Here is an 18,955-nt window from a genome sequence, read left to right on the forward strand (position 1 = left end):
CGCGCGCACGCAAGGATGTTGCGAGATGCGGCGCGCTTGCGGGAATGTTGTCAACTTAATCGCCGCGAAAACCGGCTCTTTGCGTGTCCTTCGTGTACTTTGGCGAGTCGCCCGAAAGCGGCCTGTAGGAAGCCTTTCTCGGGCGCTGCGCGGCTCACCAGTTGAACATCGTCCCGTCCTCGAGCCGGTTCACCGGCAGATAGGCGCGCTTATACTCGTATTTGGCCGCCAGCACCTCGTCGATGTCCACGCCCAGCCCCGGCTTGTCGCCCGGGTGCATCAGCCCGTTGGTGAGGCTGTAGGCATGCGGGAAGACCGCGTCGGTCTCCTCCGAATGGCGCATATATTCCTGGATGCCGAAATTGGGAATCGACAGGCCGAAGTTCAGTGCCGCCGCCATCGACACAGGCGACAGGTCGGTCGCGCCGTGGCAGCCGGTGCGGATCTGGTAGAGGTCGGCGAGCATCGCCACCCGGCGCAGATGGGTGATGCCGCCGGCATGCACCACGGTCGCGCGGATATAGTCGATCAGCTGCTCCTCGATCAGCTGCTTGGCATCCCAGATCGAATTGAAGATCTCGCCCACCGCCAGCGGGGTGGTGGTGTGCTGGCGGATCAGCCGGAACGCGGCCTGGTTCTCGGCCGGGGTCGCGTCCTCGAGCCAGAACAGGCGATAGGGCTCCAGGTCCTTGCCCAGCCGGCCCGCCTCGATCGGGGTGAGGCGGTGGTGGACGTCGTGGAGCAGATGGATGTCCCAGCCCAGCGCGTCGCGCGCCTTGTCGAACAGCTCGGGCACGAAGCGCAGGTATTTCGCCGTGCTCCACTGCGATTCCTCGGGCAGCGAGCCCTTGGCCGGCTCGTAATAGAAGCGCTCGCCCGACACGCCGTACGTGGTCTTCATGCCCGGCACGCCGGACTGGAGGCGGACGGCCTTGTAGCCCCGCTCGAGATATTCCTGGGCGCGCTCGATCGTCTCGCTGATATCGCTGCCATTGGCGTGGCCATAGACCATGCAGCCCTCGCGCGCCGCGCCGCCGAGCAGCTGGTAGACCGGCATGTTGGCCAGCTTGCCCTTGATGTCCCACAGCGCCATGTCGACCGCGGCGATCGCCGTCATGGTGACCGGGCCGCGACGCCAATACGCGCCCTTGTAGAGATATTGCCAGATATCCTCGATGCTGTGCGCGTCGCGGCCGATCAGGCAGGGGATGACGTGATCGGTCAGATAGCTTGCCACGGCCAGCTCGCGGCCATTCAGCGTCGCGTCGCCAAGGCCGTAAACGCCCTCGTCGGTCTCGATCTTCAGCGTTACGAAGTTGCGGCCGGGGCGCGTCACGATGACGCGGGCGGCAGTGATACGTGGCAAAGCGAACCCCCTGGAAGTGGTCAGGCCAATATCCACTTGTATGACCTATCGTGTCAACCTACGAGACTGTGTATGACGAGGATGCAATGAAGATCACGGGCAACAAGCTGTATCAGCGCGTCGCCGCCTCGATCACCGAGGCGATCGAGGCCGGCCGCTGGTCGCCCGGTTCGCGGCTCCCCGGCGAGCGCGACCTGGCGGAAGAGTATAAGGTCAGCCGCCCCACCATTCGCGAGGCGATGATCGCGCTCGAGATGCGCGGCTGGATCGAGGCGCGGCACGGCTCGGGCCTTTATGTCACCAAGCGTGACCATGGCAGCGGCGAACGCGCCGATGCGCTCAATTTCGACGTCGGCGCCTTCGACCTTACCGAGGCGCGCATCCTGTTCGAAGGCGAGGCGGTCGCCTTAGCCGCGGTGTCGATCACCGAGGAGCAGATCGCCGAGCTGGAAGGACTCCTGGACGAAATGGCCGCCGACGATTCGAATGAGCCGTCGGTGATGGACGCCGATCACCGCTTCCACCTCGCCATCGCCAATGCCACGGGCAATGCCGCGATTCGCAGCGTCGTCGATTATCTCTGGGACCTGCGGGTCAACTCGCCGCTCGCCGCCAACATGTTCGCCCGCGCCAAGCGCGGCGGCATCACCCCGCGGGTGGAGGAGCATCGCCCGATTGTCGATGCGCTCAAGGCGCATGACCCGCACGCGGCGCGCAACGCGATGCGCCGCCATCTGCGTGGCGTGGTCGACGATCTGCTCGAAGCCACCGAATTGGAGGCAATGGAGCGCGCCCGCAACGAGATCGAGACGCGCCGGGACAGCGTTGCACGCCGGCTGAAGATCGGCTCCGCCTGATCGAGCGATGAGTGGCTTGACACCGATTACCTGAATGTTGAAATTGGCCTGACCAAAGGGAGAGGCCAAGTTGAACAGTCCTTCGCGTGCGCTGCTCGGCAGCGGCGCCAGTCTCATGCTGCTCGCAACCCCCGCAGCGATCGCCCAGCCGGCCGCCCCGGCGCCCCACGGCCCGGTCTATGTCACCGCCCCGCCGATGGACGCGACGATCGAGCAGCGGCTGATGCCCCAGCTCGCGGCGCTGCTCCACCAGCTGCTGCGCGAGAAGCGGGCGATGCGGCTGGACGGCGTGCCGGTGTTCGACAGCGGCGACAAGTTCCTTCCCGGCAAGATCGCTTCGGGCCTCCACTATCTCCTGCTCGACACGCCCCGCGGCGATCCGAAGCTGGCCACCTATCTCGCAGGCTACCGCGACATCGCCGACCTGACGATCGAGGACCCCAACGACACCTGGGGCATCTATTATTACATCTCGGCGCTCTACGCGCTGAAGCGCGCCGGGCTGCTCGACGACGCGGTCCGACCCGAAACGCTGGCGCGTCTTCGCCAGCGCCTCGACTGGCGCAGCTTCGTCGATCCCGCCTCACTCAAGCTGCTCCACGACCTGCCCAACAACTATTACGGAGTCGCCTTCAGCGTGGCGCGGCTGCGCTATCTGCTCGGCTGGGAGGATGAGGCGGCATCCAAGGCGCTGCTCCAGCGGATGATCGAGCATTACCGCGCCTATTCGGGCAAATATGGCTTCGCCGACGAGACTGAAGGCCATGGCCGCTTCGATCGCTATTCGATCCTGCTGATCGGCGAGATCGCGCAGCGCTTCATCGAGACCGGCATGGCGCCCACGCCCGAGGTGAAGGGCTGGCTGCGCAAGTCCGCCGAACTGATGCTCGCCCGTGCCAGTCTCACCGGCGAAGGCTGGGAATATGGCCGCAGCATCGGCACCTATGGCGACACCGCCTTCCTCGAAGTGCTCACCGCTGCGGCGAAGCTGGGTGTGCTGAGCAAGCAGGAGCGCGACATGGCCTATGCGCTCTCGTCGCGCATCGCTGCACGCTATGCCGATTTCTGGCTCGATGCGAACACCGGCTCGGTGAACCTGTGGGATGGTGGCCGCCGCACCGATGGCTATCGCGGCAAGCACCGGATCCTGGGCGAGAATCTCAGCCTGGCGCGCCAGTACATCTACACCAACGCGCTGTGGAACGGGCTCGGGTATCAGGGCGCGGCGCCGTCGCCCGCCTATGCCGCCTGGCTGAGGACGCTGCCGGCCGCGACGTTCACCTGGTTCGCCCGCGGCGACTATGACCGGGCATTGCTCACGCTGCGGGATCGCGGGCACGTCATCAGCCTGCCGATCATCAACGGCGCCGAAGACCAGCACATGCACAATCCCTATTTCCCGATCCCCTTCTCGCCGGGGATGCTGCAGGGATCGGCCGATGCGGACTTCCCACAGCTCACTCCGCGCCTTGCCCTGGCCGATGGCAGCGTGCTGATGCCGCTCGCCTTGTTCCGCGGCCTCACCTGGAAGCGCGAGGGCAAGCGGACGATCGTCAGCTGGCATCAGGATGCGTTGGACCGGATGGGCGGCAATGCGCTGGTCGTCGACAAAAGGATCAGCGTCACCACACGATACGAATTCGCCTCCGGCAAGATCACGCGCACCGACATTTATCGCGCCGCCACGCCGGTGGATCTCGGCGAAGTGACGATGGAGTTCGCCAGCTTCTCGGGCGATCCGCGCAATACCGGGCCGAATGCCGTGGCGTTCGGGGCAGGGGAGGTCACCGGCTTCTCCGCAAAAGGCTATGACGGCTGCACCGTTGGCCCGGCAGGGGGCAAGGCCTATCGCGCGCCCACCGGTGCCTTTGCCTCGTTGATTCGCTGCCGGATCGGCGCCAAGCGCCTCGCGGCGCCGCTCACCTTGAGCTGGTCGCTCAGCTACGAGTGACGGCTGTTACGATCAAATCGCGCTGGCCAATTGGGTTGACACCGGTGCCAAATTGGCCTTACCACACGACCTGACCCGAAAACGGGCGCTTATCGACGGGGAGAGTACATGCCTGGGATCGTTTTTTCCGCTTTCGGACGTAATTCGCTGCGCCTGGCGTTGCTGGCATCCGCCTGTGCGGTGATGCCTGCCTATGCGCAGACCGCCGAACCCGCGCCCGATCCCGCCCCGGCTGACGGCGCCGCGCCGCAGGACGACGCACAGGCCATCATCGTCACCGGCGCCCGCGCGGAGCAGCGCAGCTCGATCGACGTGAAGCGCAACGCCGACGTGATTCTCGATGGTATCGTCAATGACGAGATCGGCGCCCTGCCGGACAACAGCGTGGGCGACACGCTGGAGCGCATCACCGGCGTCTCCGCGGATCGCTTCAAGGGCAATGCCAACGAGCTGTCGGTGCGCGGCCTGGGACCGACGCTCAGCTTCTCGATGTTCAATGGCCGCGAAGTCTCGACGGCGGGTGCGGACCGCTCGGTCGCTTTCCAGCAATTCCCCTCGGAGCTGGTCAACGGCGTCATCGTCTACAAATCGCAACAGGCCGATTTCCTCGAAGGCGGCATCGGCGGCGTAATCGAGCTGCGTTCGATGCGCCCGCTCGACTATGGCAAATCGCGCTTCCAGGCAGAGATCCGCGGCTCCTATCTGCCCAAGGACGACAACATCGTCGGCCGCGACGGCTTCGGCTACCGCGCCAATGCCAGTCTGGTGAAGCAGTTCCATACCGGCATCGGCGAGTTCGGCATCGCGATCGGCTATCAGCGCCAGGACGTCGCCGCGCCGGAGGATTATTACAACGGCAACTCGGCCTTCGTGCCGTGCAACACGTCGGCCAATAACGGCACGCTGACCACCGGCACCGCCGCGGTGCTCAACGCTGCCGGTGCCAATTCGAACTGTACCGTCGGCACTGCGCCGCGCACCGGCATCGGCGAGACGATCGGCGATACCTATTACGCTACCCAGTCGCGCAACTTCCGCCAGCAGAACACGCGCGAGTTGCGCAACGCGGTGATCGGTGCGCTGCAGTGGCGCCCGGCGCCCAATCTCGACATCGCGATCGATGGCCAGTGGTCGAAGCGCGAATCGACCGAGGACCGCAACATCCTGTCGATCGCCGAGAGCCTGCGCGGCATCAAGCCGATCCTCATCGGCACCGGGACCAATGGCTATACCGACGGCGCGCTGATCAAATATTCGGGCAACTCGAACCTCGAGAATCAGCTCGAGCTGCGCGAGCGCAACGAGACCTACAAGGGCGGCGGCGCCACCGTCACCTGGAAACCGGGCAATTTCGTCCTCACCGGCGATGCCAGCTTCTCGGACTCGCACCGTACCGAAACGCAGAAGGCGACGCGCATGCGCTCGACCACGCGCGTCGGCTATGAGTTAGACTATTCGGAGAGCCCGATCGTCCCGCGCGTCACCTTCTTCAACTTCGACGTCAACAACCCGGACAATTTCGCGGCCAATGCAGCGACCTCGGTCTATGCCCGCCAGCGCTTCGTCACCGATCGCAAGGACAATATCTGGGCGGGCCGGCTCGACGGGCAGTATAATTTCGCCGACGGCAGCTTCCTCAAGTCGATCAAGGTCGGCGGCCGCTATTCCGAGCACCAGCGCACGCTCGACAACAACCGCAACAACGATCTGGCGACGCTGGTCCCCTATGGCGGCATGACCGTGGCGCAGATCATCGCCAAGGCGAACACGGAGTGCCGTCGCTCCTATCCGACCGCCGACTTCTTCCCGTCGACGAACACCAACCTGCACAGCTGGGCGACGTTCGACAATCAGTGCCTTTTCAAGACCTTCACCGGCCAAGATTCGCTGACACTGCCCGCCGAAAGTCGCGACCCCAGCGACATCGACGTGACCGAGAAGATCAAGGCTGCCTATGCGATGGCCAGCTTCGGCGGTGACCTGGGCGAAACACCGTTCAGCGGCAATATCGGCCTGCGCTATGTGCGGACCAACATCACTTCGATCGGTTATCGCCTGCCGTTCAAGGTGACGATCGACACTGCCGCGGACAATTACACCGTCGCCGCAGATCCGACGGGCACGATCCAGACCGACACGCTGAAGGGCGAATATCAATACTGGCTGCCCAGCCTGAACGTCTCCTTCAACCTGTCCGACAAGATCAAGCTGCGCGCCGCGGGCTATCGCGCCCTGTCGCGCTCGCCGATCGAGAGCTTCGGCGCGGGCATCAACCTCAATCCGACCACGGGCACCGGCGGCGCGGCCAGCGTCACCTTCAACCCGACCAGCGGCAATCCGGACCTAAAGCCGATGCGCGCGTGGAACGCGGATCTGAGCCTGGAATTCTATCCGAGCCGCGACACGCTCTTCTCGGTGGCGGGCTATTACAAATGGCTGCGCGGCGCGGTGATCTCGCGCTCGGCGGGCATTCCGACGACGATCAACGTCACTACCGTGATCGATGGCGGTGCGCCCACCCAGCAGAGCTACAACGTCAATCTGATCGCGCCGGCCAATGATCCCGACATGCGCCACCTCTACGGTGTCGAGTTCACCGGCAGCCACAATTTCTCCTGGCTGCCCGGCTTCCTCAGCGGGTTCGGCGTCAACGGCTCGCTCAACGTGGCCTGGGCGAACTTCCAGTATCCCGACACCTCGACGCTGGCGCCCTATCTCGATCCGGAAAATTTGATCGGCCTGTCGAAGTACGTCGCCAACGGCACGGTCTATTGGGAGAAGAAGGGTTTCTCGCTGCGCGCGATGTATCGCTACCGTTCGCATTACTACAAGCCGAACGGCGGCACGAACCGCGGTGTGCAGGATGCTGGCTACCTCAACCTGTCGGCCCAGTGGGACATCACGAAGAACATCCAGTTCAAGCTCCAGGCGCTCAACGTCACCAACACCAAGGACGTGTTCTACAAGGGCGGCTATGACTCGATCGCCGAAGTCAGCGAGAGCGGGCCGCAATATTATTTCGGCTTCCGGGTCCGCTACTGATCGCAAGGGGATCCACGATGCGCCGCAGCTCTCTCACCCTCCTCGTCCTGGCTGCGGCGCTTGCGCCGCAGGCTGCCTCCCATGCCGGGATCGCCTCCCCTGGCCTTAATACCCAGCAGCCGGTCTGCAACGGCGCGGAAGGATATTCCGCTTCGTTCGGTGGACGCAGGACCTTTTTCTTGGCGCCGGACGCAATGATCCGGCTCAAGGCCGCGATTGCGACCGATCCGGGGACCAAGGCGGCCTATGACGCGCTGATCGCCCGCGCCGACAAGGCGATGGCGCGCTCGCTCTACACGGTGGTCGACAAGCGGACCGCGCCGCCCTCGCGCGACCCGCACGACTATCTCAGCCTCGCGCCTTATTGGTGGCCGGACCCCAGCAAGCCGGGCGGCGTGCCGTATATGCGCAAGGACGGCGAGATCAATCCGGACCGCAATACCGACAAGTATGACGTCACCGACCTGGAGGGGATGAGCTCGGACGTCGAGACGCTGAGCCTGGCCTATTATTTCTCCGACAATGCCCGTTACGCCGGCCGCGCGGCGAGCCTGGTGCGTACCTGGTTCCTCACGCCCGCCACGCGGATGAACCCGAACATGAACTATGCCCAGGCGGTGCCCGGCCGCGAGGAGGGCCGCGCCGAGGGCGTGCTCGACACCTCGCGGCTCGAGCGGGTGGTCGACGGCATCGGGCTGATCGGTCCCGCGGGCAAGCTCACTGCCGAGGAGCAGAAGGGCCTGGAGAAGTGGTTCTCCGACTATCTCGACTGGATGCAGACCAGCAAGAACGGCAAGGCGGAGAATGCCGCCAAGAACAATCACGGCATGTGGTTCGACGCGCAGACGTCGCAGTTCGCGCTGTTCGCCCGTCGGCCCGAGATGACCAAGGCGGTGGCCGAGGCGTTCGGCAAGAAGCGCATCTCGCCGCAGATCACGTCCGAGGGCAAGCTGCCGCTCGAGCTCGGTCGCACGCGCAGCCTTCATTATTCGATCTACGCGCTATTCGCCGCCTTTGACGTGGCTGACATGGCCAAATGCGTGGGCGTCGATGTCTGGAATTATGCCGATGGCGGAAAGAGCCTGAAGGGCGCCACCGATTTCCTGAAGCCCTATTACCGCAAGGTCGAAACCTGGCCGCTGCCGGAATTGCGCCAGCAGCCGGAGGAGCTCGATGAACTGCTGCGCCGGGCGCGTGGCGCCTGGGGGGCGGACTATCCGCTGGCGCCGGAGACGGAGCTGAAGCGCTATTTCGGCAATGGCCCTGGCGTGAGCGAGCCGAACAAGCCGGCCAAGTGATCAATCCTCCCCGGGGTGACCGGGAAGGCCCTTCCGCTCAGAGCGGCTTTCCATCCTTGTCCAGCATCTCCATCCGATAGGAGCAGCCATAAAGCGTCTTGCCCGGATGCGTGGTGACGTTGGAGATGCTGCGCGCCACGACCATGTGCACGCCAAAGGCTTCACCGTCCTTGGGCAGCTCGGTCTCGTCCTTCACGATGCGCTCACCCATGAACTTGCGGAACTTGATCTCCGCTTCGGGATTCTTCGCGCCGGCACGACGAAGGTCCTCGATCAGCGGTGCCGGGTCCATCGCATTCCGGATATTCTCGCCGTGCGCGACCGTCTCCGGGTCCGCCACGTCGAGGATCGCCAGGATCGAGTCGGCAGTGAAGGCGATCCGCCGGGCGCGATAGCTGCCCGCGACCACGATCTCGGCCGGCAGCAGATATTCGCGCATGAACGCGTTGGGCGACGCGACTTCCTTCCAGTGCCGGGCGCGGGCAATGCCGTCCGGGCCATCCACCGCCAGCGCGAACCCATTATATTCCGGCACGGAGAGCCGGCAGCCGATCGCATCGGCTTCGCGAACCTGGGTGGAGTCGGTATCTAGCGTGGGCGAGATCAGGGCGAGGGCGGTAAGCGCGAACAGGCTGAGCATTGGGGGTGCATAGCAGTGATCGGCCGGCCGGAAGCTCTTATTTCACCGGGCAGGTCTTCTGCGCCGAGCTCACCACGAGCGGCTTGCTTGCCAGGTCCGCTGCCGTGTCGTCCAGCCATTTGCGGAACTCGCGCTCGGTCTTGGCCGCGCCCGGCTCCTGCACCCAGGCCGCGCCGAACGCGTAGCGGATGTTGCGCGGGTCGCAGAACTGCACGTAGAGCGACTTGCCGTCATTCCCCGTCGCGACCGCCTCGTCCGCCGGATAGAACAGCGCAATGCCGAGATCGTCCTTCGCCAGGCTCTGCTGGCCCCAGGTCGCGAAATAGCGCCACTTGCCGCGCTTCGGGCTCTCGATCCTGGTCACGCCCTGATGCAGCACCAGCCCCGCGACCATTGCCGGCACATTGCCCGAGACGCGCGCCTCGACCTGGGTCAGCCGCGAGCCCGCGAAGATCCGGTACGTGGTCGAAAGATCGGCCGGGCCGCCCGCGCCGGGAAAGCCATTATTGGTCACCAGCACCGTCGCCGCACGATCGGTGTTGAACACGCGCGCGCTGATCTTCGCCTTGCCGAGCTGGGTCGCCGTGCCGTCCCGCAGCACGCCGATCCCGCCCATGCCGAGCGACTGGTCGACCTGGAAGATATCCTGCCCCCAGTCTGCCATCGAATGATAGTCGTCCTTGCCCATGCCGATCGTCGGCAGCACGTTTCCGGGGAGCTTCTTGCCGTAGATATCTGGCACGTTGCGCTCGTCGAGGTACAGGCGATAGGCGACCTTGTCGCTCTCCCAGCCCGGGCCTTCCATCGCGATCAGCCCGTCATGGATCGTGTGGCTCGCGGGCACGTCGATCCGATCGACCAGTCTGTAGCTGCCATCGGCCTGACGGACATTGAGCGTCGCCAGCGGAGCGGGCGGGGCGCTGTCCTGCCCGGCCGCGATCAGCAGGGGTGCGGCGAGGAGCCAGAGGGCGTGCTTCATGTTCTTCCTTACTTCGTCAGATCATAGACCGCGGCGCCGGCGAGCAGATAGGCGCCCGTGCCGTAGAATTGCGCGTCCTCGGCCTTCACCACATCGGGCCGGTCGCTCACCTGCTGTACCCAGCCCAACATGCCATTTGGCTGAACGGCGCGCTCGAGTGCCGCCCAACCCCTTGTAACCGCAGGGAGATAGGTCTTGCGATCGAGAAGACCAGCCTTGATTCCCCAGGCCATGCCATGGACGTAGAAGCCGGTGCCGCTGGATTCGTCCGTCGAGCGGTTGGGATCGGCGAGCAGCGAGGGCGGCCAATAGCCATTGCCGCGCTGGAGCGTCACCAGCTTCGCCGCCATCTGCTGGAACAGGCCGACATAATAAGCGCGGCGCGGATCCTTGGCCGGGATCTCGGGGATCATCCGCGCAAGGCCCGAGAACACCCAGCCATTGCCGCGGCTCCAGAACAGCTTCTCGCCCTGACTCCCTCGCTGGTCGAAGAAGCGGCTGTCGCGGAAATAGAGATGCTCGTTCCTGTCGAACAGGTAATCGGTGGTCGCGCGATATTCCTTGTCGGCGAACCCGGCATAGCGGCCGTCCTTGGTGTCCTTGCTCAACGCCCACAGCGTCGGCGGCGCCATGAACAGCGCGTCGCACCAGCACCAGCGCGTGGTGCAGGCCGGATCGCCGCTCTCGGGCGTGATGAACTTCAGGTCGCCGGTCATCGGTGCGGCGAGGATCTGATCGAAGGTCGCGCGCATCGGGGCGATCGCCTGTGCGCCGGCGCCCTTGCGCGCGGCCCAAATCCAGGCGGCGCCGATGATGTGATCGTCCGCGTGATAGACTCGGTCACCCAGCTTCCAGCCTTCCTCGCGGCCCTTGGCGAAGATCGCGTCGGTGTAGCGCGGGCCTTTCGAACGATCGGCGAGATGGGTGAGCGCCACCCAGAAGGTCGCCTGCTGCCAGTCGCGGGCGCGCTTGGTGCTCTGGCGCGCGGCGGGCATGTAGCTGAGGTCGTCGAGATGGCTGAGCTGCCAGTCGGCGACGCGCTCCATCGATGCCATCACCTGCGCGCGGCCGGGCAGGGCAGGCGCGGACGCATCGGCCGGCGCCACCGGGCGAGCGATGCCGCTCGCGCTCATGACCAATGTGATTCCGGCCAAAGCGGCAGCGAGCTTCAGTTTCATCGGATCTCCCCATCTTGCTACCGCTGTCATCGCGGTTCTGCCCGGACGATGTTTGCCCGATGTGTCCAAGTCAAGTGGTAAGGCCAATTTGCGCCTGCCTGGAACGAGGCTGGGCGAACCAAGTTGACGTTACGACAACCGCCATTCCGGCGAAACCCGCGGTTTTCCCTGGATTTTTGTCGCTTGGAGACGATGTTTCCGCTATGATGCAGCCATGTCCGGTACCGCGCTCCCCTATGAATTCCAGATCGACGTCGCACAGGACGATATCGACTTCATGGGGCACGTGAACAACGCCTCCTACCTGAAGTGGGTGCAGGAGGCGGTGATCGCCCATTGGCAGGCGCTCGCGCCGGTCGAGGCGGTGGCCGAGCACCTGTGGGTCGCGCTCAAGCACGAGATCACGTACCGCAAGCCCGCGTTCCTCGAGGACGACGTGGTCGCCACCGTGCTGCTCGAGAAGGTCCAGGGCGCGCGCGCCTTTTACGAGACGGTGATCCGCCGCGGCGGCGAGGTGCTGGCCGAGGTCAAGTCGAGCTGGTGCTGCCTCGATGCCGAAACACTCCGCCCGGCGCGGCTGGCGCGCGACGTGATCGACAAGTTCTTCGTAAAAACCGAGGACTGAACGGCGAGAAACCGTTAACTTCTGGCTGCGAAAGCGACCCGATGTACCGCGTATCCTTCCGTAAAGAGCTCAATCTGCTCGATATCAAGTGGCTCGCCATGTTCGAGCCCGAGCGCGTGGGCGACTATGCCCGCCGGCTGCGCGACCAGTTCGATGCCGAGGGTTTCGCGCCCGGCTATCTGCTGCGGATGGACATGCGCAGCAGCGGTGTGCAGGCGCAGGAGGCGGTGTTCGCCTTCCGCCGCCACTTCGCCGGTTTCCCCAAGGCAAGCCGCATCGCGATCGTGACCGAAAGCGCGATCACTCGAATGCAGGTCAGCCGCGAGATGACCCAGCCCTATCTCCGCATCTTCGACCGCGCGGAGAGCGCACTCGCCTGGCTGCTGGGGCGCGGCGCCGCGGGCTAGGAGGCCTCGGCGAGCGGCAACAGAATCAGCGTGATCCGATCATGACCAGCCGCGATGTCGAGCGTCTGACCCGCCACCACGTCGATCGGCTCGGGAAAGCTGTGCAGCACCTGCAGCCAGCCCCCGTCGGTGTACCGATCGGGATGATTGTCGAACGACACGCCTTCCCACAGATCGATGTGCATCCACTGGACAATGCCAATGGCGCGCCCGCTCGCGGTGACCGGGATGCGCAGCCGTGCGAGCACCGCGTCATACTTCCGCTGCGTGAGGTCGAGGCGTACCAGCTCCAGATCGTCTGACAGCCGCTCCCATCCGGTCATGGTGCCGTGGATCGGCAGGCGCTGCGGTGCAAAGGCGGTGAAGGCGGAAAGATCAAACCCGGAAACCTCGCCGACAAAGGCATAGTCGGCCAGGTTCTCGCTTGCCACCAAGCACCCCATCGCGCTTGCCGCGCGTGGTATGACGATGGCTTCGGGCGCGAGCAGCCGGCGATGGGCGTCCTCGAACGTGTCGAGCACCTTCTCCGTCAGCAGGTCGCTCGAGAGGATTTCCGAGACCAGGATATCGGCCGGCGCATCAAGCTCCACGCCAACGGCGAGTTCGGTCGAAGGTTTGGCATGCACGGTGATGCGATCGGCATAGCCGTTCTGCGCGACGATCTGCTGCGCCATCTCGGCGATCATCGGGTCCATCTCGCACGCCACCACGTTTCGTGCCCCGGCCCGCGCAGCCATCAGCGACAGCAGGCCGCTCCCCGCGCCGATATCGAGCACGCGCGCATCGGGGCCGGTGACAGTGATCGCGGCCTTTATCGCGGCCTCGAACGCATCGTTGCGCGGCGCATCGTTCATCATCGGAATATGCCAGAAGGGCACCGATGCCGAGCCGAGCCGGCGGACTTGGTGGCGCAGGTGTAGATTGTCGGGCGCCAGCGCCAGCGCGCGGCGGAATTGCCGGAGCGCGTCCAGGTTTTGCCCGGCATCGGCCAGAACCACGGCCAGGTTGCCGATTGCGATCGCATTGTCAGGATCGACGCTGCAGGCGCGATCGAGTGCCGCGATCGCCTCGCCGGTGCGGCCGAGCCAGTGCAGCGTCAGCCCCTTTTCATGCAGCGCCACGGCATGATCGGGCTCGATCGCAAGAAGCTGGTCCCAGGCGACGAGGGCATCTTCCGGACGCGAAAGGCGCCCGAGCAGGCCTGCGAGCAACGGCAGCACGTCCGCCGCGCGATAGCCCTGCGCCAGCACCTGACGATATCCGGCTTCTGCGCCTTCGAGATCGCCTTGTTCGTGCAGGGCCATCGCTTCGGCGAGCGCTGTGCGCGCATCGGCCAGGTGGTCAGTGGAAACCGGATCGGTCACGTCGATTTTTCCCATGCTATCGGTGTCGAGGCGCGGCCCGTTCGATAGGCCAATCGCCACCGCCGGTCACATTCCGATCGCCGCGTCGCTTGCCAGCTTGTCGGCGCGCTCATTGTCCGGGTGGCCGGCATGGCCCTTGACCCACACCCATTCCACCCGGTGCGGCTTGGCAGCGTCGAGCAGCTCTTGCCACAGATCGGCATTCTTCACCGGCTTCTTGTCGGCGGTCCGCCAGCCATTCTTGAGCCAGCCATGGATCCACTTGGTCAGTCCGTCCATCACATAGCGGCTGTCGGTGTGCAGGGTCACGCGGCACGGGCGCTTCAGCGCCTTCAGTCCCTCGATCGCGGCCATCAGCTCCATGCGGTTGTTGGTCGTGTGCTTCTCGCCGCCCGACATTTCCTTCTCGGTCGTTCCGATGCGCAGCACCACGCCCCAGCCGCCCTTGCCCGGGTTGCCCTTACACGCGCCATCGGTGGCGATTTCGACATGTTCCAGTTCGCTCATGCGAAGAGCGCGTCGCCCTTCTCCGCGTAGAAGTCCAGACGGTGCATATAGGCGAGCGGGTCTTTCCTGGTGACAAGCGCGTCGGCAGGCGTGTTGAGCCAGTCCCAGGCGCGGGTGAGGAAGAAGCGGATCGCCGCCCCCGCGGCCAGGATGGGCAGGGCGGCGCGCTCGGCGTCGCTCAATCCGAAGCTGGCGGCATAGCCTTCGACCAGCGCCGCTCCGACCTCAGAAGAGAAATTCTCGCCCTTGCCGTCAAACGCCCAGGCGCCGTGCATCACCGCCAGGTCATAGGCTCGGATATCCGTGCAGGCGAAGTAGAAGTCGATCAGCCCGGTCACCCGGTTGCCGAGCATCAGCATGTTGTCGGGGAACAGATCGGCATGGATCGCGCCGCGCGGCAGGTCGCCGGGCCAGGCGGCCAGTACCGTTTCGAGCGCCTTGGCCACGCGATCGTACAGGCCGGGCTGGATGGTATCCAGGCCGGGGCCGCAACGCTCGAACAGTGGCTGCCACTCGGTCACACCCATTGAGTTCGGGCGGTCGAGAGGAAAATCGGCGGCGGCCTTGTGCATCTTGCCCAGTGCCTCGCCGGCGGCGCGCGCCTGCACGGGGGTAGGATGCGAGACCGAGACGCCCGAGAGGAACTGGATCAAGCAGGCCGGACGGCCCTGGAGTTCGTGGATCAGCGTCCCGTCGCGATCGGGAACCGCCGGCGGCACGGGCAGGCCGTGGTAGGCCAGATGCTCCAGCAACGCCATGAAATAGGGCAGGTCATCGGCGGCGACGCGCTTCTCGTAGAGCGTCAGGATGAAACGGCTCTTGGTCGTGTCGACGAGATAGTTGGAATTCTCCACGCCCTCGGCAATGCCCTTGGCCGAGACCAGCTCGCCGACATCGAACTTCGCCAGGAATTCTGACAGCGCCTCTGCCGATACCTGTGTGTAGACCGCCACGCTGCCCCCTTATCCCCTCGATCGCGGCGACCCATCCCCCGGACGCGCCGCCCGCACAACCGCAGTTGTGCTTGGGATCGGTATTACGCCGCTTCCAGCCCGCGCGGCAGCTTGAAGACGACGTTCTCGGGCACCGTCTCGACTTCGCGTTCGGTCACTTCGAAGCGCTCGGTCAGCTTGTCGACCAGTTCGCGGACCAGCAGCTCAGGGGCCGAGGCCCCCGCGCTAACGCCGACGGTGGCGACGCCGTCGAACCAGCTCCAGTCAATGTCCTCGGCGCGCGGTATCAGATAGGCGGTGATGCCCTGGCGCTCGGCGACTTCTACCAGCCGAAGCGAATTGGACGAGTTCCTGCTGCCGATCACCAGCATCAGGTCCACCGAGGACGCGATCGCCTTCACTGCGCCCTGACGGTTGGTGGTGGCATAGCAGATGTCGTTTGGCCCCGGCGCCAGGATGCTCGGGAAGCGCCGCTTGAGCACGTCGAGCGTCGCCGCGGTATCGTCCACCGAAAGCGTGGTCTGGGTCAGGAAGGCCAGATTGGCCGGATCGGAGACAGCGACCTGTTCGGCATCGGCCGGCGTCTCGACCAGGCTCATCGCGCCTTCGGGCACCTGGCCGAACGTGCCGATAACCTCGGGATGGCCGGCATGGCCGATGAACAGGATGTGGCGGCCGGCGGCGACCAGCCGCTCGGCCTGGCGGTGGACTTTGGAGACGAGCGGGCAAGTCGCGTCAAGATAGTCGAGCCCGCGTTCCTCCGCCTTGGCCGGCACTGCCTTGGGCACGCCGTGCGCGGAGAACACCACCGGCACGTCGTCGGGCACCTGGTCGAGCTCCTCGACGAAGATCGCGCCCTTCGCCTTCAGCGTATCGACAACATATTTGTTATGGACGATCTCGTGGCGCACATAGACGGGCGCGCCATATTTCTCGATCGCCAGTTCGACGATGCGGATGGCGCGATCGACTCCCGCGCAAAAGCCGCGGGGCGCTGCGATCAGCAGCTCGAGCACAGGTTTCAGTTGGTCGGCCATAGTTCTGCCGCGGCTCTACGCGATTGCTTGCGCGGGCTCAACGCGGTTCCTATGCTGCCTGCCGCTTTGGGTCCCATTGGTCCCGTGTCGTTGAAAGGGTTTCCACTTGGTCCGCAAGCTCGCCGTTATCGCCCTGATCCCGCTCGCGCTCAGCGCGTGCGCCAAGACCGGCGAGATCGATGCCTCCGGCGGCGGCGCCGGCGTTACCGCGGTCCGTTCGGCCTGCCCGCATGTCGGCATCCCGGCCGGCACCGGCGACATGACGATCTTCAACCCGGCGAGCAGTCGCGAGTCGACGGCGATCGACGTCAACGCCGTGATGACCAACGTCACCTCGACTTGCGACGACAACGGGCCTCAGGTCGTCACGACGATCAATTTCGATGTGCTCGCCCGCCGCCAGAGCGCCGAAGGCGCCCGCGACGTGAGCTTCCCCTATTTTGTCACGGTCGTCCGCGGCGGCAGCTCGGTGGTTGCCAAGCGCATCAACCGCGTCACGGTGCATTTCGAAGCCGGCCAGCTGCGCGCGCAGACCACCGGCACCGCGACGTCCTATGTCGATCGCAGCGCGGCGACGCTGCCCGACGACGTCCGCAAGCGCCTGACCGAGAAGCGCAAGGCCGGCAACGAGGCCGCGGCGATGGATCCGCTCGCCGATCCCGCAGTGCGCGGTGCAGTGCTTTCGGCGACCTTCGAGGCGCTGGTCGGATTCCAGCTGACCGAGGACCAGCTGAAGTACAACGTCACGCGCTGATTGCGCCTTCCGGGCGGCAACATCCGGACTGTTTTGCAAGCAATGCAATTGACTCGAATCGGGGCGGCGGCCAAGGCTGCTGCCCGTCGATAGGCACGCGCGGGAGAGTGCAGGGCAACCTGCCGCCGAAGGAGCAACCGCCCCGGAATCTCTCAGGCAACAGGGACCGCGCGTACACGACACTCTGGAAAGCGAACGCGCTTCGCGCGCGTTCCACCGAAGGGGTAACCCCGGACCTGGTCCGGGGGAAAGCTCTCAGGTTCCCGTGACAGAGGGGGCGATGGAATGGTGCGCGAGGATTCCGCGCCGCTTCGTCGAGTCCCTCTCGAATCCGGAGTGCCGCGATGAGCCAGCAAGTCCAGGACCAGCCCCTCAGCGGCGATCCCGAAGGCGGGGAGGGCGAAGCCGCCCTGCTCCAGCTCCCGCTCGACCAATGGCACCGCGCCAAGGGTGGCCGCATGGTCCCCTTCGCCGGCTATGAGATGCCCGTCCAGTATGAAGGCATCATGGCCGAGCATATCTGGGTGCGCGAGCATGCCGGCCTGTTCGATGTCAGCCATATGGGCCAGCTCAGCTTCTCGGGCGAAGGTGTCGAAGCCGCGCTCGAAGCGCTGATGCCTGCGGACATCCAGGCGGCCAAGCCAAGCCATCCGGTCTATTCGCTGCTGATGGCCGACAATGGCGGCATCCTCGATGACCTGATGCTCACGCGCCGCGACGATGGCAGCGTCTACATGGTCGTCAACGGCGCCTGCAAATGGGATGACATCGCCCATTTCCGCGAATTCCTGCCCGATGAGATCGGCATGAACCACATGGAGGAGCACGCCCTCCTCGCCCTGCAGGGCCCCGAAGCCGTCACGGCGCTCGGCCGGGTGATCCCGGGCGTCGGCGACCTCGTCTTCATGCAGGGCGCGGCATTCCAGTGGCAGGGCCATGACCTGTGGATCAGCCGCTCGGGCTATACCGGCGAGGACGGTTTCGAGATATCGGTCCCCGTCGAGGGCGCCGAGGCGCTGGCCGACGCGATCACCGCCCAGCCCGAGGTCAAGCCGATCGGACTGGGCGCGCGCGATTCGCTGCGCCTCGAAGCCGATCTGCCGCTCTACGGCCACGACCTCGATACCGAGACCACGCCTATTTCCGCCGCGCTCGGCTTCGCGCTCAAGAAGCGCCGTCGCGAGGAAGGCGGCTTCCCCGGTCATGCGCGCGTCATGCTCGAGCGCGAGCAGGGCCCGATCCTCAAGCGCGTCGGCCTGGTCGTCGAAGGGCGCCAACCGGTCCGCGAAGGCGGCCTTGTCCTTGATGCCGAGGGCAATGAAGTCGGCAAGGTTACCAGCGGCGGCTTCGCGCCGACCCTGCAGCAGCCGATCGCCATGGCCTATGTGCCCGCCGCCTCGGCCGAGCCCGGCACCAAGATCACCCTTGCCCAGCGCGGCAAGATCCATTCGGCGGAGGTCGTGAAGATGCCCTTCGTCCCTCATCGTTACGTCAGAAAGGGAGCCTGATGAGCCGCTATTTCACCGAAGATCACGAGTGGGTCGAAGTCGACGGCGACACCGCCACGGTTGGCATCACCGATTATGCCCAAGGCCAGCTCGGCGACATCGTGTTCGTTGAGACGCCGGATGAGGGCAAGGAAGTGGCCAAGGGCGACGACGCCGCAGTCGTGGAGTCGGTCAAGGCCGCGTCCGACGTGTATGCCCCGGTCTCCGGTACTGTGGTGGAAGGCAATGCCGCGCTCGCCGACAGCCCCGCTCTGGTCAACGAAGACCCCGAGGGCGAAGGCTGGTTCTTCAAGCTGACCCTCGCCGATCCGGCCGAGCTCGACAGCCTGATGAACGAGAGCGCGTACCAGGATTACGTCTCGAAGCTGTGACCTTCTGACCCCCCTCCCTGCAAGGGAGGGATCGGGGGTGGGCGTCGAGCGAAGCGAGCTCGGCCGGCACTCCCATGCAGCGCCGTCGGGGGCATCGAGCCCCCGTCGCCGCTAACCC

The 18,955-nt window shown here is 65.3% G+C and carries 17 protein-coding genes and 2 riboswitches; of the genes, 9 read left to right on the plus strand and 8 right to left on the minus strand.

The annotated features are described in order from the left end of the window. Positions 1–154 precede the first annotated feature (154 nt). Complete coding sequence (gene manD, locus AC1RPL_RS10750; RefSeq protein WP_493069298.1) at positions 155–1,366, minus strand: D-mannonate dehydratase ManD; 1,212 nt, start codon at positions 1,364–1,366, stop codon at positions 155–157. Between the two features lie 86 nt (positions 1,367–1,452). Here manD and AC1RPL_RS10755 point away from each other — a divergent pair, with 86 nt between their 5' ends. The 4 genes from AC1RPL_RS10755 to AC1RPL_RS10770 all read left to right on the plus strand — a co-directional run bounded on the left by AC1RPL_RS10755 (position 1,453) and on the right by AC1RPL_RS10770 (position 8,514). Next, entirely contained in the window at positions 1,453–2,223 is a 771-nt protein-coding gene (locus tag AC1RPL_RS10755; RefSeq protein WP_493069299.1) for a FadR/GntR family transcriptional regulator, read from the plus strand. A gap of 70 nt (positions 2,224–2,293) precedes the next feature. Next, entirely contained in the window at positions 2,294–4,174 is a 1,881-nt protein-coding gene (locus AC1RPL_RS10760; RefSeq protein ID WP_493069300.1) for a hypothetical protein, read from the plus strand. A gap of 108 nt (positions 4,175–4,282) precedes the next feature. Then, the gene (locus AC1RPL_RS10765) at positions 4,283–7,216 is read left to right on the plus strand and encodes a TonB-dependent receptor (protein ID WP_493069301.1); all 2,934 of its coding nucleotides are present in this window, start codon (positions 4,283–4,285) and stop codon (positions 7,214–7,216) included. Positions 7,217–7,410: 194 nt separating this feature from the next. Next, a complete protein-coding gene (locus AC1RPL_RS10770) occupies positions 7,411–8,514 on the plus strand; it encodes an alginate lyase family protein (protein WP_493069302.1) in 1,104 nt (367 codons plus the stop codon). A 37-nt stretch (positions 8,515–8,551) separates the two neighbouring features. Here AC1RPL_RS10770 and AC1RPL_RS10775 read toward each other — a convergent pair whose 3' ends face one another. The 3 genes from AC1RPL_RS10775 to AC1RPL_RS10785 are packed head-to-tail and all read right to left on the minus strand — an operon-like array spanning position 8,552 to position 11,311. Beyond that, positions 8,552–9,154 (minus strand): hypothetical protein, encoded by a 603-nt coding sequence (locus AC1RPL_RS10775; RefSeq protein WP_493069303.1) that lies wholly within the window; start codon positions 9,152–9,154, stop codon positions 8,552–8,554. A gap of 37 nt (positions 9,155–9,191) precedes the next feature. After that, positions 9,192–10,133, minus strand: a complete 942-nt coding sequence (locus AC1RPL_RS10780) for a DUF4861 family protein (protein WP_493069304.1) — start codon at positions 10,131–10,133, stop codon at positions 9,192–9,194. Between the two features lie 8 nt (positions 10,134–10,141). Then, positions 10,142–11,311, minus strand: a complete 1,170-nt coding sequence (locus AC1RPL_RS10785; RefSeq protein WP_493069305.1) for a glycoside hydrolase family 88/105 protein — start codon at positions 11,309–11,311, stop codon at positions 10,142–10,144. Between the two features lie 214 nt (positions 11,312–11,525). Here AC1RPL_RS10785 and AC1RPL_RS10790 point away from each other — a divergent pair, with 214 nt between their 5' ends. Together AC1RPL_RS10790 and AC1RPL_RS10795 are read left to right on the plus strand one after the other, a co-directional pair. Continuing rightward, entirely contained in the window at positions 11,526–11,936 is a 411-nt protein-coding gene (locus tag AC1RPL_RS10790; RefSeq protein WP_493069306.1) for an acyl-CoA thioesterase, read from the plus strand. Between the two features lie 41 nt (positions 11,937–11,977). After that, positions 11,978–12,343, plus strand: a complete 366-nt coding sequence (locus tag AC1RPL_RS10795; protein ID WP_493069307.1) for an STAS/SEC14 domain-containing protein — start codon at positions 11,978–11,980, stop codon at positions 12,341–12,343. On the opposite strand, the gene AC1RPL_RS10800 is transcribed toward AC1RPL_RS10795, so the two are convergent. From AC1RPL_RS10800 to ispH, 4 genes are all read right to left on the minus strand, one after another. Next, positions 12,340–13,767 (minus strand): class I SAM-dependent methyltransferase, encoded by a 1,428-nt coding sequence (locus AC1RPL_RS10800; RefSeq protein WP_493069308.1) that lies wholly within the window; start codon positions 13,765–13,767, stop codon positions 12,340–12,342. The genes AC1RPL_RS10795 and AC1RPL_RS10800 overlap by 4 nt on opposite strands. A gap of 6 nt (positions 13,768–13,773) precedes the next feature. Beyond that, positions 13,774–14,214: a ribonuclease HI gene (rnhA, locus tag AC1RPL_RS10805; protein ID WP_493069309.1), complete on the minus strand. Its 441-nt coding sequence runs from the start codon at positions 14,212–14,214 to the stop codon at positions 13,774–13,776. Further along, a complete protein-coding gene (gene thrB / locus AC1RPL_RS10810; RefSeq protein WP_493069310.1) occupies positions 14,211–15,167 on the minus strand; it encodes a homoserine kinase in 957 nt (318 codons plus the stop codon). The genes rnhA and thrB overlap by 4 nt, the downstream gene beginning before the upstream one ends. 83 nt (positions 15,168–15,250) lie before the next feature. Beyond that, on the minus strand, positions 15,251–16,204 hold the full coding sequence (gene ispH, locus AC1RPL_RS10815; protein ID WP_493069311.1) for a 4-hydroxy-3-methylbut-2-enyl diphosphate reductase: 954 nt from the start codon (positions 16,202–16,204) through the stop codon (positions 15,251–15,253). 106 nt (positions 16,205–16,310) lie between these two features. On the opposite strand from ispH, the gene AC1RPL_RS10820 reads away from it, so the two are divergent. The 3 genes from AC1RPL_RS10820 (at position 16,311) to gcvH (ending at position 18,837) form a co-directional block, all read left to right on the plus strand. After that, positions 16,311–16,958, plus strand: a complete 648-nt coding sequence (locus AC1RPL_RS10820; RefSeq protein ID WP_493069312.1) for a hypothetical protein — start codon at positions 16,311–16,313, stop codon at positions 16,956–16,958. A gap of 90 nt (positions 16,959–17,048) precedes the next feature. After that, positions 17,049–17,137: riboswitch (glycine riboswitch) on the plus strand. Between the two features lies 1 nt (position 17,138). Further along, a riboswitch (glycine riboswitch) is annotated at positions 17,139–17,234 on the plus strand. Between the two features lie 68 nt (positions 17,235–17,302). Then, positions 17,303–18,466 (plus strand): glycine cleavage system aminomethyltransferase GcvT, encoded by a 1,164-nt coding sequence (gene gcvT, locus AC1RPL_RS10825; RefSeq protein ID WP_493069313.1) that lies wholly within the window; start codon positions 17,303–17,305, stop codon positions 18,464–18,466. Next, positions 18,466–18,837 carry a glycine cleavage system protein GcvH gene (gene gcvH / locus AC1RPL_RS10830; protein WP_493069314.1) on the plus strand — a complete coding sequence of 124 codons (372 nt, stop codon included), beginning with the start codon at positions 18,466–18,468 and terminating at the stop codon, positions 18,835–18,837. The genes gcvT and gcvH overlap by 1 nt, the downstream gene beginning before the upstream one ends. The last annotated feature ends 118 nt before the right edge of the window (positions 18,838–18,955 follow it).

The sequence above is a fragment of the Sphingomonas sp. GW821-FHT12D09 genome (assembly GCF_058807215.1).